Source organism: Streptomyces sp. NBC_01808 (assembly GCF_035917395.1).
Lineage (GTDB): Bacteria > Actinomycetota > Actinomycetes > Streptomycetales > Streptomycetaceae > Streptomyces.
In genome coordinates this window covers 2,197,983-2,211,733 of sequence record NZ_CP109072.1, presented here as the reverse complement: position 1 = coordinate 2,211,733, position 13,751 = coordinate 2,197,983, and the positions used below count along the sequence as shown (strand labels likewise).

At 72.3% G+C, this 13,751-nt stretch carries 11 protein-coding genes; 8 read left to right on the top strand and 3 right to left on the bottom strand.

From position 1 onward, the window contains the following. Positions 1–22: 22 nt before the first annotated feature. Positions 23–2,770, bottom strand: a complete 2,748-nt coding sequence (gene aceE / locus OG946_RS09355) for a pyruvate dehydrogenase (acetyl-transferring), homodimeric type (RefSeq protein WP_326795671.1) — start codon at positions 2,768–2,770, stop codon at positions 23–25. Between the two features lie 362 nt (positions 2,771–3,132). On the opposite strand from aceE, the gene OG946_RS09350 reads away from it, so the two are divergent. From OG946_RS09350 to OG946_RS09335, 4 genes are all read left to right on the top strand, one after another. Continuing rightward, positions 3,133–3,573, top strand: a complete 441-nt coding sequence (locus OG946_RS09350) for a DUF3052 domain-containing protein (protein ID WP_326795670.1) — start codon at positions 3,133–3,135, stop codon at positions 3,571–3,573. A 179-nt stretch (positions 3,574–3,752) separates the two neighbouring features. Then, positions 3,753–4,238 carry a peroxiredoxin gene (locus tag OG946_RS09345; RefSeq protein WP_326795669.1) on the top strand — a complete coding sequence of 162 codons (486 nt, stop codon included), beginning with the start codon at positions 3,753–3,755 and terminating at the stop codon, positions 4,236–4,238. Between the two features lie 263 nt (positions 4,239–4,501). Continuing rightward, a complete protein-coding gene (locus OG946_RS09340) occupies positions 4,502–5,650 on the top strand; it encodes a DUF475 domain-containing protein (RefSeq protein WP_326795668.1) in 1,149 nt (382 codons plus the stop codon). An 89-nt stretch (positions 5,651–5,739) separates the two neighbouring features. Next, on the top strand, positions 5,740–6,474 hold the full coding sequence (locus OG946_RS09335) for a TerD family protein (protein ID WP_101424750.1): 735 nt from the start codon (positions 5,740–5,742) through the stop codon (positions 6,472–6,474). Positions 6,475–6,489: 15 nt separating this feature from the next. Here the strand turns inward: OG946_RS09335 and OG946_RS09330 are convergent, their stop codons facing one another. Then, positions 6,490–7,263: a TerD family protein gene (locus OG946_RS09330; protein ID WP_326795667.1), complete on the bottom strand. Its 774-nt coding sequence runs from the start codon at positions 7,261–7,263 to the stop codon at positions 6,490–6,492. Positions 7,264–7,465: 202 nt separating this feature from the next. On the opposite strand from OG946_RS09330, the gene OG946_RS09325 reads away from it, so the two are divergent. Genes OG946_RS09325 through OG946_RS09310 form a run of 4 tightly spaced genes read left to right on the top strand, consistent with a single transcriptional unit; the run spans position 7,466 to position 13,054 of the window. Next, positions 7,466–8,650 (top strand): HpcH/HpaI aldolase/citrate lyase family protein, encoded by a 1,185-nt coding sequence (locus OG946_RS09325; RefSeq protein WP_326795666.1) that lies wholly within the window; start codon positions 7,466–7,468, stop codon positions 8,648–8,650. Next, positions 8,650–11,574, top strand: coding sequence for a phosphoribosyltransferase (locus OG946_RS09320; RefSeq protein WP_326795665.1), 2,925 nt, complete (start codon positions 8,650–8,652; stop codon positions 11,572–11,574). The genes OG946_RS09325 and OG946_RS09320 overlap by 1 nt, the downstream gene beginning before the upstream one ends. After that, positions 11,571–12,380 carry an HAD family hydrolase gene (locus OG946_RS09315; protein WP_326795664.1) on the top strand — a complete coding sequence of 270 codons (810 nt, stop codon included), beginning with the start codon at positions 11,571–11,573 and terminating at the stop codon, positions 12,378–12,380. The genes OG946_RS09320 and OG946_RS09315 overlap by 4 nt, the downstream gene beginning before the upstream one ends. Continuing rightward, positions 12,377–13,054: an O-methyltransferase gene (locus OG946_RS09310; protein WP_326795663.1), complete on the top strand. Its 678-nt coding sequence runs from the start codon at positions 12,377–12,379 to the stop codon at positions 13,052–13,054. The genes OG946_RS09315 and OG946_RS09310 overlap by 4 nt, the downstream gene beginning before the upstream one ends. Here the strand turns inward: OG946_RS09310 and OG946_RS09305 are convergent. Beyond that, positions 13,032–13,676: a DUF4383 domain-containing protein gene (locus tag OG946_RS09305; protein WP_326795662.1), complete on the bottom strand. Its 645-nt coding sequence runs from the start codon at positions 13,674–13,676 to the stop codon at positions 13,032–13,034. The two genes, OG946_RS09310 and OG946_RS09305, sit on opposite strands and share 23 nt — an antisense overlap. Positions 13,677–13,751: the final 75 nt, after the last annotated feature.

Genomic DNA, 13,751 nt, shown 5'->3' with positions numbered 1-13,751 from the left:
CGCCGCCCCTCAGCGGGAGGCGTCAGGCGTCGCCGCCCGCCGCGCCCGGGTCGGCCGCGGCGACGTCCAGCAACTGATAACGGTCGATGGCCTGCTTCAGCACCGAGCGGTCCACCTTCCCCTCCTTCGCCAGCTCCGTGAGCACCCCCACCACGATCGACTGCGCGTCGATGTGGAAGAAGCGCCGCGCCCCGCCGCGGGTGTCGGCGAAGCCGAAGCCGTCCGCGCCCAGCGACTGGTACGTGCCCGGCACCCACCGCGCGATCTGGTCGGGTACGGACCGCATCCAGTCCGAGACCGCCACGAACGGCCCCTCGGCCCCGGCGAGCTTCCGCGTCACCCACGGCACCCGCTGCTCCTCCTCCGGGTGCAGCAGGTTGTGCCGCTCGGTCTCCACGGCCTCGCGGCGCAGCTCGTTCCACGAGGTGGCGGACCACACGTCGGCGCGTACGTCCCACTCCTCGGCCAGGATCCGCTGCGCCTCCAGCGCCCACGGCACGGCCACGCCGGACGCCATGATCTGCGCAGGGATCCGGCCCGCCGCCCCGGGCGAGAGCTTGTGGATGCCCTTGACGATGCCCTCGACGTCGACGTTCTCCGGCTCGGCCGGGTGGACGATCGGCTCGTTGTACACGGTCAGGTAGTAGAAGACGTCCTCGCCGTGCGGGTGCTCGGGCGACGAGCCGTACATCCGCCGCAGGCCGTCCTGCACGATGTGCGCGATCTCGAAGCCGAACGCCGGGTCGTACGCCACGGCCGCCGGGTTCGTCGACGCCAGGAGCTGGGAGTGGCCGTCGGCGTGCTGCAGGCCCTCGCCGGTGAGCGTGGTGCGACCGGCGGTGGCGCCGATGACGAAGCCGCGCCCGAGCTGGTCGGCCATGGCCCAGAACTGGTCGCCGGTGCGCTGGAAGCCGAACATCGAGTAGAAGACGTAGACCGGGATCAGCGGCTCGCCGTGGGTGGCGTACGCGGTGCCGGCGGCGGTCAGCGCGGCCGTACAGCCGGCCTCGGTGATGCCGTCGTGCAGGAGCTGCCCGGTGGGCGACTCCTTGTAGGCGAGGAGCAGCTCGCGGTCCACGGACTCGTACGTCTGGCCCAGCGGGTTGTAGATCTTGGCGCTCGGGAAGAAGGAGTCCATGCCGAACGTGCGGTACTCGTCCGGCGCGATCGGCACGAACCGCTTGCCGATCTCCTTGTCCCGCATCAGGTCCTTCAGCAGCCGCACGAACGCCATCGTGGTGGCGATCGCCTGGGTGCCGGAGCCCTTCTTGACGGCCGCGTAGGTCTTGTCGTCCGGCAGCTTCAGCGGCTGGGAGCGCACCACGCGCGTCGGTACGTAGCCGCCGAGGGCCTGCCGGCGGTCGTGCATGTACTGGATCTCCTCGGAGTCCCGGCCCGGGTGGTAGTACGGCGGGAGGCCGTCTTCCAGGTCCTTGTCCGGGATGGGGAGGTGCAGCCGGTCGCGGAACCGCTTGAGGTCCTCGACCGTGAGCTTCTTCATCTGGTGCGTGGCGTTGCGGCCCTCGAAGTTCGGGCCGAGGGTCCAGCCCTTGATGGTCTGGGCGAGGATGACGGTCGGCTGGCCCTTGTGCGCGACGGCGGCCTCGAAGGCGGCGTAGACCTTGCGGTGGTCGTGGCCGCCGCGGCCGAGGTGGAGGAGCTGGTCGTCGGTCATGTCCTCGACCATCTTGCGCAGCCGCAGGTCGTCGCCGAAGAAGTGCTCGCGGATGTACGCGCCGGATTCGGTGGCGTACGTCTGGAACTGGCCGTCCGGCGTACTGTTCAGCTTGTTGACCAGGGCGCCGTCGCGGTCCTGCGCGAGCAGCGGGTCCCAGGAGCGGTCCCAGACCAGCTTGATCACGTTCCAGCCGGCGCCGCGGAAGTACGACTCCAGCTCCTGGATGATCTTCCCGTTGCCGCGGACGGGGCCGTCGAGCCGCTGGAGGTTGCAGTTCACGACGAAGGTGAGGTTGTCCAGCCCTTCGCGGGCGGGCAGGGACAACTGGCCCAGCGACTCCGGCTCGTCCATCTCGCCGTCGCCGAGGAACGCCCACACGTGCGAGTTCGAGGTGTCGGCGATGCCGCGGGCCTGCATGTAGCGGTTCGTCCGGGCCTGGTGGATGGCGCCCAGCGGGCCGAGGCCCATGGAGACCGTGGGGAACTCCCAGAAGTCCGGCATGTTCCGCGGGTGCGGGTAGCTGGACAGTCCGTGGGGCGCCCTGGAGTGCTCCTGCCGGAAGCCGTCGAGCTGTGCTTCGCTGAGGCGGTCGAGCAGGAAGGCGCGGGCGTAGATGCCGGGCGAGGCGTGGCCCTGGAAGAAGACCTGGTCACCGCCGTCGCCGCGGTCCTTGCCGCGGAAGAAGTGGTTGAAGCCCACGTCGTAGAGCGACGCGGACGAGGCGAAGGTGGCGATGTGCCCGCCGACGCCGATGCCGGGGCGCTGGGCCCGGGAGACCATCACGGCCGCGTTCCAGCGGGTCGCGTTCAGGACCTTGCGCTCGATCTCCTCGTTGCCCGGGAAGAACGGCTCGTCCTTGGTCGCGATGGTGTTGACGTAGTCCGTGCTGCGCATCTCGGGCACTGCCACGCGCTTCTCGCGGGCGCGTTCGATGAGGCGGAGCATGAGATAGCGGGCTCGTTCCCGGCCCCGCTCGTCGACGGCCGCGTCGAGCGAGTCGAGCCACTCCTGGGTCTCCTCGGGATCGAAATCCGGGACCTGGCTGGGAAGGCCGCCAATGATGATCGGGTTGCGATCGGATCCGGAAGCCACGCTGTTCCTTCACTGTACGTATCGGTAATCGGACTGCTCGCAGATGAGAGGTCTCGCGCTGATTCCCATCGTCTACCGCGGTTGCGGCCACGTCATCTCTACTGTTTGGTAACCCTGTATTCGTTCGACCGGGGCTCGACCGACACGGCCGTGGAGGGGCCGTACGGGCTGATCGCCAGCGTACCCGCAGGCAACCCGGGCGACTGCGCCCCCTGGTCGAGGGGTGCCCTCCATAGGGCGGGATCGGCCGCCGGGTACTTGCGCGATTCGCCCGGCACGTGTGGACTACGCCCATCGCCTCGCGTGCGCGCGGGTGTGATGCTGATTTCGGAAGATCTACGGACACGAGCAGGAGGCAATCCGTGAGCGCGACCGCGGACCACGCGGAGGAGCGGACCAACCCCGCCACCAGGCTGGGTTTCCAGGCCGGAGAGGTGGTCCAGGAGATCGGTTACGACGACGACACCGATCAGGAGCTTCGCGAGGCCATCGAATCGATCACCGGGCAGAACCTCGTCGACGAGGACTACGACGACGTCGCGGACGCCGTCGTGCTCTGGTTCCGCGAGGAGGACGGCGATCTGACGGATGCGCTGGTGGACGCCACCACCATGATCGACGAAGGCGCCCCGGTCTGGCTCATGACGCCCAAGACCGGCCGTGACGGCTACGTCGAGCCCAGCGACATCGGCGAGGCGGCGCAGACCGCCGGTCTGGCCCAGACCAAGAGCATCAACGCGGGTACGGACTGGAGCGGCAGCCGGTTGGTGACCCCGAAGGGGGCCCGCTCGACCAAGCGCTGACACGTCTTTCACCGGGGCTGCCCGTGCGGTCCCGCAGTTTTGCGCGGGCAGTCCCGCGGTGCTGCGCGGCCGGGATCCCGGTCGGCGCGACGGGATCCCGGCGCGGGGGCGGGCCCGCCCCGCCCGTACGCTCGTGACCCGGCAGAGGTTCGCTGGACGGCAGACCGGAGGTCACGGATATGGCACTGGACGGGATCGAGGCGCTGGCGCCCGGCGCCGAGGCGCCGGACTTCGCGCTGCGCAACGAGCACGGCGAGACCGTGCGGCTCTCGGACTACCGCGGCGAGAAGGCGGTGGTCCTGCTCTTCTTCCCGTACGCCTTCACCGGTGTCTGCACGGGCGAGCTGTGCGCGCTGCGCGACCGGCTGCCCGCCTTCGTCAACGACGAGGTCCAGCTTCTCGCCGTTTCCTGCGACACGCCGTTCGCCCTGCGCGTCTTCGCCGACCGGGAGGGCTTCGGCTACCCGCTGCTGAGCGATTTCTGGCCGCACGGCGCCACGGCGCGGACGTACGGCGTCTTCGACGGGGAGAAGGGGTGCGCGGTCCGCGGCACGTTCGTCATCGACACCGCGGGCACGGTGCGGTGGACGGTCGTCAACGACCTGCCGGACGCCCGGGACCTCGACGAGTACGTGGCCGCGCTGAAGGCGCTCGCCCCCGCCTGACGTCCCCGCCCGGTGCGGGCAGGTATTCGTTCGGGTGTTCGGCAGGGTGGACGTCCGTGGCCGGAATCCTGCACTATCCGGCAGTGGCGCGGCTCCTGACGCTGCCGGACCCGGGAAGTGTGGGGACTTGACACCGCCGGGGAAGATGGGGTCACGACGTACGTGCCGGGTGCGGGTGAACCGTGCGGGTACGGTGACGAAAACCCGGTGGCGTGCAGCGCCGCGGAGACGGACGGACCCACGATGAGAATGGACGACTGCCAGTGGTGCTGAAAACCTTCGGCTGGTCTTTCGCGGTGACCGCCGCGGGCCTCGCCTGTGCCGCGATCTTCTGGGGGTGGGAGGCGTTCGTCCTGGTGGCGATCCTGTCCATCCTGGAGATCTCGCTCTCCTTCGACAACGCGGTTGTCAACGCCGGCGTGCTGAAGAAGATGAACGCCTTCTGGCAGAAGATCTTCCTCACGATCGGCATCCTCATCGCCGTCTTCGGTATGCGTCTCGTCTTCCCGGTCGTGATCGTCGCCATCACCGCCAAGGTCGGGCCGATCGAGGCCGTCGACCTGGCCATGGACGACCCCGACCGCTACGAGCAGCTCGTCACCGACGCGCATCCGTCCATCGCCGCGTTCGGTGGGATGTTCCTGCTGATGATCTTCCTGGAGTTCCTCTTCGACGAGCGGGAACACAAGTGGATCCCGTTCATCGAGAAGCCGCTCTCGAAGATCGGCCGGATCGACGCGATCTCCGTCTGCATCTCCCTCATCGTGCTGCTCACCACCGCGATGACCATCGCCACCAGCGCAATTCAGCATGGCGGCGGACATGTGGACAAATCGGGGACGGTCATGTCCGCCGGCATCGCCGGCCTCATCACGTACCTCATCGTCGGCGGCTTGTCCGGGCACTTCGAGGACAAGCTCGAAGAGGAGGAGGAGCGGGAACACGAGGCGGAGGAGGCGGCGAAGCGCTCCGGCCAGCAGCCGTCCGCCGTCGGGCTCGCGGGCAAGGCCGCGTTCTTCATGTTCCTCTACCTGGAGGTCCTGGACGCCTCGTTCTCCTTCGACGGCGTCATCGGCGCCTTCGCCATCACGAACCACATCTTCTGGATGGCGCTGGGTCTGGGCATCGGCGCGATGTACGTCCGGTCGCTGACGGTCTACCTGGTCCGCCAGGGCACCCTCGACGACTACGTGTACCTGGAGCACGGCGCGCACTACGCGATCGGCGCCCTGGCGACCATCCTGCTGATCACCATCAAGTGGCACATCCACGAGGTCATCACCGGCCTGATCGGCGTCGCCTTCATCGGCCTGTCCCTCTACTCCTCCATCCGCCGCAACCGGCGCATCGAGCGCGAGGGCGGCGGCGGAGACGACGAACCGGCCGAAAAGGAGCTTCCCTCCCGCGTGTAGGTTCCGCGCGGTCCGAGATGCGGAAGGATTCCCCTCGGGGCCGGTCGACCGACCGGGCCCGAGGGGTTTCCCACGTCTGGGGGTGCGAGGTGTCGTTCTGGGGCAACTGGCGGCGGGAGGGGGTGCCGCAGTTCGACAGCGCCGGTGCGTCGTACTCGGTGCAGCTCACCAAGCGCAAGCCGCTGCTCTCACTGAGCCGGCAGGGATCCGACACCGGCAACCTGCGCATCAACCTGTCCTGGCGGATGCGCACCTCCGACCTCGGCGGCCGCACCCGCATGGGCGGCGGGACGCTGCTGCACCCGGCGAAGCTGTTCCGGCCGGAGATCGTGCAGGCGCAGGGCCCGGCCGTCGTCAACGTCGACCTCGACCTGGCGTGCATGTACGAGCTGGAGGACGGCACCAAGGGCGTGGTGCAGCCGCTGGGCAACCTCCTCGGCGACATCAACGACCCGCCGTACATCAAGCTCAGCGGCGACGACAGGTTCGGCTCGGGCTCGGGCGAGACGGTGTACGTCAACCTCGACCACAAGGAGGCGTTCCGGCGGCTGCTGGTGTTCGTCTACATCTACGACGGCACCCCCGCGTTCGACCGTACGCAGGCCGTCGTCACGCTGTATCCGTCCAGCGGGCCCCGGGTGGAGATCGCGCTCGACGAGCGGGCGCCGGAGGCGCGGTCGTGCGCGGTGCTGCTGATCGAGAACAAGAAGGGCGAGCTCACGGTGCGGCGCGAGGTGCGCTACGTGTACGGGTTCCAGTCGGAGCTGGACCGGCTGTACGGCTGGGGGCTGGTGTGGGGGCGCGGGTACAAGACGAAGACGTGAGCGCCCGGGCGGCGGTCAGCGGCCGATGAACTGCGGGCCCTGGGGCGGGAGGGTGAACGCCGGGGGATAGCCGTACGCGATGGGGGGCGCGGGCTGCGGCTGGGCGGCGGCCGGCTGAGGGCTCTGCGGGGCCTGTGCCGCCTGCTGGGCTTGTGCCGCCTGCGCGGCGCCCGGCGCGGGCTGGCCGCCGGAGGCCGGGTCGTTCCCGGAGTCGGGCGTCGGGTGGTGCCCGGTGTCCGTCTCGTCCACCGAGATGCCGAACTCGCCGGCGACGCCGACCAGGCCCGTGGCGTACCCCTTCGTCACCGCCCGGAACTGCCAGCCGCCGCCGGCCCGCCGCAGCTCGCCGCAGATCAGCGCCGACGACGGGCTGCCGTCGGGCTGGATGTCCACGTACGCGAAGGGCTCCCCGCCCGCCGCGTCGCCGCTCCCGGCGTCGTGCAGCTCGACCCGCAGGTTCCGCACCCGCGCGAGGGTGCCGCCGTCGGCCGAGGCGATCAGCACCATGCGGTCGACCGACGGGTCCTGCCGGGTGAGTTGCGCCTCGACGGAGTCGGTCAGCCCTTCGCCCTGCCGCTTCTTCGGCAGCTTGCGGGCGAGCCCGGAGGGGTGCCGGGGCTGGTTGTAGAAGACGAAGTCGGTGTCGGAGCGCACCCGGCCGCCCTCGTCTAGGAGGATGACGCAGGCGTCGACGTCCGGGACGCCGGCCCCCGGGGTCCAGCGCAGCACGGCCCGTACCGCAGGCACGGATACGGACATGTCGGACCCCTGCGCCATGGCGTGCGTCATGCGGGCTATCCTGCCCTGTCGCCCGCGGCGGCCACAATGCGGGGCGATCGGGGAACGGTGGAGGGCTCCCGGACGTCCCTTTTACCGAATCATCGCCTTCCCTCGACCTTCCTTTACCGCCTCCCCCCGCCCGCCACCTCAACCCGTCTTCCCCCACCCACGCCGGCCCCGCCCCGGCCGCGTCGACCCTTGGGAGCACCGCATGCGCCACTTCGGGCACATCTCCCCGGACGTGCGTGCCGGGCTGTTCCACCGCGAGCCGGCCGAGTTCACCGCCGACGCCCCGCAGGCCGAGCTGGCCATGGCCCTCGGCGCGACGCTCTACAGCCCCGCCACCCGCCCGCAGCTCGCGCGCGACATCCGCGTCCAGGCGGCCCGGGGAGTGGTGTCGATGGTGCTGTGCCTGGAGGACTCCATAGCGGACGACGAGGTGCCGGACGCGGAGGCCAACGTCGTACGGCAGCTCAGGGAGCTGGAGCGGCAGGGCACAGGCGGTGCCCTGCCGCTGCTGTTCGTCCGCACCCGGGAGGCGGGCCAGATCCCCGATCTGGTGGCCCGGCTGGGGCCCGCGGCGCGGCTGCTGTCGGGGTTCGTGCTGCCGAAGTTCACGGCGGTGCAGGGGGTGGCGTTCCTGGAGGCGGTCATCAAGGCGGAGCAGCTGCTGGCGCCGGGCGGGCGGCGGCTGTACGCGATGCCGGTGGTGGAGTCGCCGGAGGTGCTGCACCTGGAGTCGCGGGCGGCGGCGCTGCGGGGGATCGCGCGGGTGCTGGAGCAGTACCGGGAGCGGGTGCTGGCGGTACGGCTCGGGGTCACGGACTTCTGCGCCGCGTACGGGCTGCGGCGGTCGCCGGACATGACGGCGTACGACGTGCAGTTGGTGGCGGCGGCGATCGGGGACGTGGTGAACGTCTTCGGGCGGGCGGACGGCAGCGGCTTCACGGTCACGGGTCCTGTGTGGGAGTACTTCCGTCAGCAGGAACGATTGTTCAAGCCGCAGTTGCGGAGCAGCCCGTTCGCGGCGGGGCGGGCGGAGGAGCTGCGGGCGGCGCTCATCGAGCACGACATGGACGGCCTGCTGCGGGAGATCTCGCTGGACCGCGCGAACGGGCTGCAGGGCAAGACGTGCATCCACCCGAGCCATGTGGCGCCGGTGCACGCGCTGTCGGTGGTGAGCCACGAGGAGTACGTGGACGCGACGGACATCCTGCGCAAGTCCGGTGCGGGCGGCGGGGTGATGCGGTCGGCGTACACGAACAAGATGAACGAGGCGAAGCCGCACCGGGCGTGGGCGGAGCGGACGCTGCGGCGGGCGCGGGTGTTCGGGGTGGCGCGGGAGCACACGACGTTCGTGGAGCTGCTGGCGGCGGCGGGACGGGGGGAGAGCTGATGGCCCGGGACGCGGGAGCGGGTGCCGGTTCCGGGGTGTGGCCGGGGGAGTGGGTGGAGAGCCGGCTCGGGGTGGAGCTGTCGGGCCCGGCGGAGCTGCGGGACCTGGTGGGCCTGGCGCTGCGCCGCAACCCGCGCCGGGCGCACCTGCTGGTCTCCACGGTGCTGGGCAAGCACGTCCCGCAGCGCCCGAGCCGCATCCACGGCGCGGGCCTGCGCCTCGGCGGCCTCGCCCGGGACCTGCTGGGCCCGGAGGCCGCGGCCCGGGCGGTGGTCCTCGGCTACGCCGAGACGGCGACGGGCCTGGGTCACTGCGTGGCGGACGGCCTGGGGGCGAGCGCGTACCTGCACTCCACCCGCCGGGCGGTCCCGGGAGTGCAACGGGCGGCGGGCTTCGAGGAGGAGCACAGCCACGCGACGGAGCACCTGCTGCTCCCGGCGGACCCGGCGCTGCTGACGGGGGAGGGCCCGCTGGTGCTGGTGGACGACGAACTGTCGACGGGCCGCACCCTGCGCAACACGATCACGGCGCTGCACGCGGCCCGCCCCCGGGCCCGGTACGTGGTGGCGGCCCTGACGGACATGCGCTCGGAGGAGGACCGCAGGGCCCTGGAGAAGTCGGCGGCGGACCTGGGCACCCGGGTGGACGTGGTGTCGCTGACCTCGGGAACGGTACGCCTGCCGCCGGACGTGCTGAGCCGCGGCGCGGAGCTGGTGGCGCAGCACGAGGCGCCTGCCGCGGGCACGGCGGGGTCGGCAGGGGACGGGCCGGGTGCGGCGGGGGGTGCTCCGGGGGGTTCGTCGGGCGGTGCGGCCGCGGCGGAGTCGGGGGGTGGCCGTGGTCCGGTGACCGGCCCGGCTGACGCCGGTGGTGGGGAGCACGAGGCGCCTGCGGCAGAGGCGGCGCCCACTGCGCGGGACGCGGCGGGGGCGACGGCGCCGGGGCCGGCGGAAGGTGCGCAGCCGGGCCCCGCCGACGCCGCGGGGCCGGCGGCGGGCACGGCGGCGCCCGGTGCCATCGGCGGCCGGGCTGCCGGGCGCTCCGCGCCCCCGCCGGCCGGCGCCCCTTCCGCCTCCGGCACCCCTTCCGCCTCCGGCGCCCCTTCCGCCTCCGGCGGCGGGCTGCCGGAGCACCCCGGGGGCTCGGGGGCGGAGCCCCTGGGTTTCGGGAAGGGGCGGGGTCGGGGAGCAACTGCCGCCGCCGTGCGCCGCGTTGCGCTGGGGTGGCCCGGTGGGCTGCCCGACGGGGGGCGGCACGGGTTCGGGGCCTGGCATCGTGCGCGGCTCGATGACGCCCTGCCCGGTATGGCCGGCCGTGTCGCCGGGGCCCTCGGCCTCCCCGCGGCCCCGGCGGAGCCGCCTCGCCTGCTCGTGCTCGGGACCGAGGAACTGATGTACGCGCCCCTCCGGCTCGCCACCGCGCTGGAAGACCTTCTCCCCGGCGCCGACGTGCGGTTCTCCTCCACCACCCGCTCGCCCGTGCTGCCCGTCGACCACCCCGGCTACGCCATCCGCAGCCGGCTCACCTTCCCCGCCCACGACACCCCCGGCGGCACCCGCTACGCGTACAACGTCACCGGTGACGACGGCTACGACGCCGTCGTCGTCGTCACCGACTCCGCCGCCGACACCCCCGCCCTGCACGCCCCCGGCGGGCTCCTCGACGTGCTCGCCCCGCACACCGACCGGGTACTCCTCGCCGTGATCCCCTCCTACGTGCCCCCCGCCGCCGAGGCCGGGACCGGGTCCGCCGCCCTGGCCGAGCCCCTGCGCGGGCCCGCGTTCTCCTCCTACGCCCCCGACGACGTCGGCTGGCTCCTCAAGGACCTCTCCGACGTCGCCCTCGAAGCCCCCACGGAGGAGCGCGAGGAGGCCATCCAGCGCGGCGGCGCCCACTACGCCGAGTCGCTGCCCGTCGAGTACCAGCCCAGCCCCGACTACGTACGCCTCTTCCACACCGCCCTCGACGCCACCGCGGGCCGCATCGCGGACGCCGTCGCCACCGTCACCGAGACCGTGCTCGCCGAGCGGTCGCCCGCACCCGTGCTCGTCTCCCTCGCCCGTGCCGGCACCCCCGTCGGGATCCTGATGCGCCGCTGGGCCCGGTACGCCCACGGGCTCGACCTGCCGCACTACGCCGTCTCCATCGTCCGCGGCCGGGGCATCGACACCGCCGCCCTGCGCCGGCTCGCCGCCCACCATGACCCCGCCGACGTGGTGTTCGTCGACGGCTGGACCGGCAAGGGCGCCATCGCCCGCGAACTGGCCGCCGCCCTCGGCGACTTCCCCGCCTTCGACCCGCGGCTCGCGGTCCTCGCCGACCCGGGCCGCTGCGTGGACACGTACGGCACCCGCGAGGACTTCCTCATCCCCTCCGCCTGCCTCAACTCCACGGTCTCGGGCCTCATATCCCGCACCGTGCTGCGCGCCGACCTCATCGGCCCCGCCGACTACCACGGCGCGAAGTTCTACCGCGAGCTGGCCGGCGACGACCTCTCAGGAGACTTCCTCGACGCCGTCACCGCCCGCTTCCCCGCCCCCGCCGCCGTCCGCCCCATGCCCGCGGCCGCCGAGCGCGAGCCGACCTGGGCGGGCTGGGCCGCGGTCGAGCGGATCAGCGAGGCGTACGGCATCGGGGACGTGAACCTCGTCAAGCCCGGTGTCGGCGAGACGACGCGGGTGATGCTGCGCCGGGTGCCGTGGCGCGTGCTGGCGCGGCGCGGCGCGGGGGCCGACCTGGACCACGTACGGCTGCTCGCGGAGCAGCGGGGGGTGCCGGTGGAGGAGACGGACGATCTGCCGTACACCTGCGTGGGGCTGATCCACCCCCGGTACACCCGCGGGGCGACCGGCGCGGACGGCACCGCGGCCGCGACCGCCCCGGGCGCCCCCCTCCCCGACGCCCCTGGAGCGCCTGCCCTGTGACCATCATCGCCAGCGACCTCGACCGCACCCTCATCTACTCCCCGGCCGCCCTCGCCCTCGCCATGCCCGACGCCGCCGCGCCGCGCCTGCTGTGCGTCGAGGTCTACGAGGGCAGGCCGCTGTCGTTCCTGACCGAGACCGCCGCCGCGCTGCTCGCGGACCTCGCCGGGCGGGCCCACTTCGTCCCGGTGACGACGCGCACCCGCGAGCAGTACGGCCGCGTCCGGCTGCCGGGGCCGCCGCCGCGGTACGCGATCTGCGCCAACGGCGGCCACCTGCTGGTCGACGGCGAGGCCGACGCCGGGTGGCGGGCGCGGGTGGGCCGGGAACTGGCGGCGGGGAGCGCGCCGTTGGCGGAGATCCGCGCGCACCTGGAGCGGGCGGCGGACCCGGCGTGGCTGCGGAAGCTGCGGACGGCGGAGGACCTGTTCGCGTACCTGGTGGTGGAGCGGGCCGCGGTGCCGGAGGAGTGGCTGAAGGAGCTGGGGGAGTGGGCGGAGGGCCGGGGGTGGTCCGTCTCCGCGCAGGGGCGGAAGGTCTACGCGGTGCCGCGCCCGCTGACGAAGAGCGCGGCGGTCGCGGAGGTCGTACGGCGGGTGGGTGAGCCGGCGGCGGACGGCGTGCTGGCCGCCGGGGACTCCCTGCTCGACACCGACCTCCTCCTCGCCGCCGGCCGCGCCTGGCGGCCGGGGCACGGCGAGCTGGCCGCCCGCGGCTGGACCGCGCCGCACGTCACGGCGCTCGACGAGCGCGGCGTGGCAGCGGGCGAGGAGATTCTGCGGCAGATGGCAGGATGCCTCCCATGACCTCTCCCTCTCCCGCGGGCCGGGACAAGCGACCTGACCAGACGCCGGAGCTGTACCGGTACGTGCTGGACCACAACCCGCCGCTGGACGCCGTGCAGCGCGACCTGGTGGAGCTGACGCACAGCCGCTTCCCCGACTCGGCGAGCATGCAGTCCGCGCAGGAGCAGGGTCCGCTGCTGGCGTTCCTGGTACGCCTTGTCGGTGCCCGGCACGTCGTGGAGGTGGGCACGTTCACCGGGTTCTCGTCGCTGTCCATGGCGCAGGCGCTGCCCGCCGACGGGAAGCTGGTGGCGCTCGACGTCTCCGAGGAGTGGACGGCGTACGCGCGCGAGGCGTGGGAGAAGGGCGGCGTCGGGGACCGGGTCGAGCTGCGGCTCGGCCCCGCGGCGGACTCGCTGCGGGCGATGCCCGCGGAGCCGCACATCGACCTGGCGTACCTGGACGCGGACAAGGGCGGCTACGTCGGGTACTGGGAGGAACTGGTGCCGCGGATGCGGCCCGGCGGGCTGATCGTCGCGGACAACGTGCTCTTCCACGGCCGGGTCGTCGACCCGGACGCCACCGGCGGGGCCGCGGCGATCCGGACGTTCAACGACCACGTGGTGGCGGACGACCGGATGGACTCGGTGCTGCTGACGGTTGCGGACGGCCTCACCGTCGCGCGGCGCCGGTAGCGGCCCTGGCCTCCTCGTCTTCCGCTACCGCCTCCTCCTCGTTGCGGGTGCGCCAGTACGGGTTGTCGTGGGGAAGCCGGCCGCTGACGCGCCCGTACATCCCGAACATCGCCAGGACCACCCCGAGGATGAAGCTGAACAGCACGTTCTGCATCCTGAAGGCGAAGAAGTTCCAACTGGTGTCCAGGACGGCCAGGTTGACGAAGCCGCTGAGGACGAACAGCCCGCCGAGGACCATGTTGAGCGTCGAGGCGAAGTTGCCGCCGCGGACCATGCCGTAGAGCAGCAGGGCCCCGACGACGATGGACAGGGTGCTCAGCGCGCCGTTGCTGTTCAGGCCGAGGGTCTGGTGGCCGCCGGTGTCGAAGAACCCGATGCGGTCGAAGAGGCCGAGGATGCCGAACGCCAGCAGGAAGAGGCCGGCGAGGCCGGCGCCTGCGCGGTAGACGTTGCTGAGGTGGTGGTCGACGGGCAGGTGCTCGTCGAGCTTGGTGTGCTGGTGTGCGGGATGCCCGATGTTGACGCGGTCCTTGAGGGCTTCGCGGCTGCCGGGCACGTGCTCCTTGGGCGGTTCGGCCAGGGGGTGCGGCAGGGACTCCATGACGTGCTCCTGCTCGGCCATGGCTTGACCTCCTTACGGCGGTCGTACTGCAGTGCCGTAAATCCAGGATCAGCCCGGTCCGCATCCCGGGGCAAG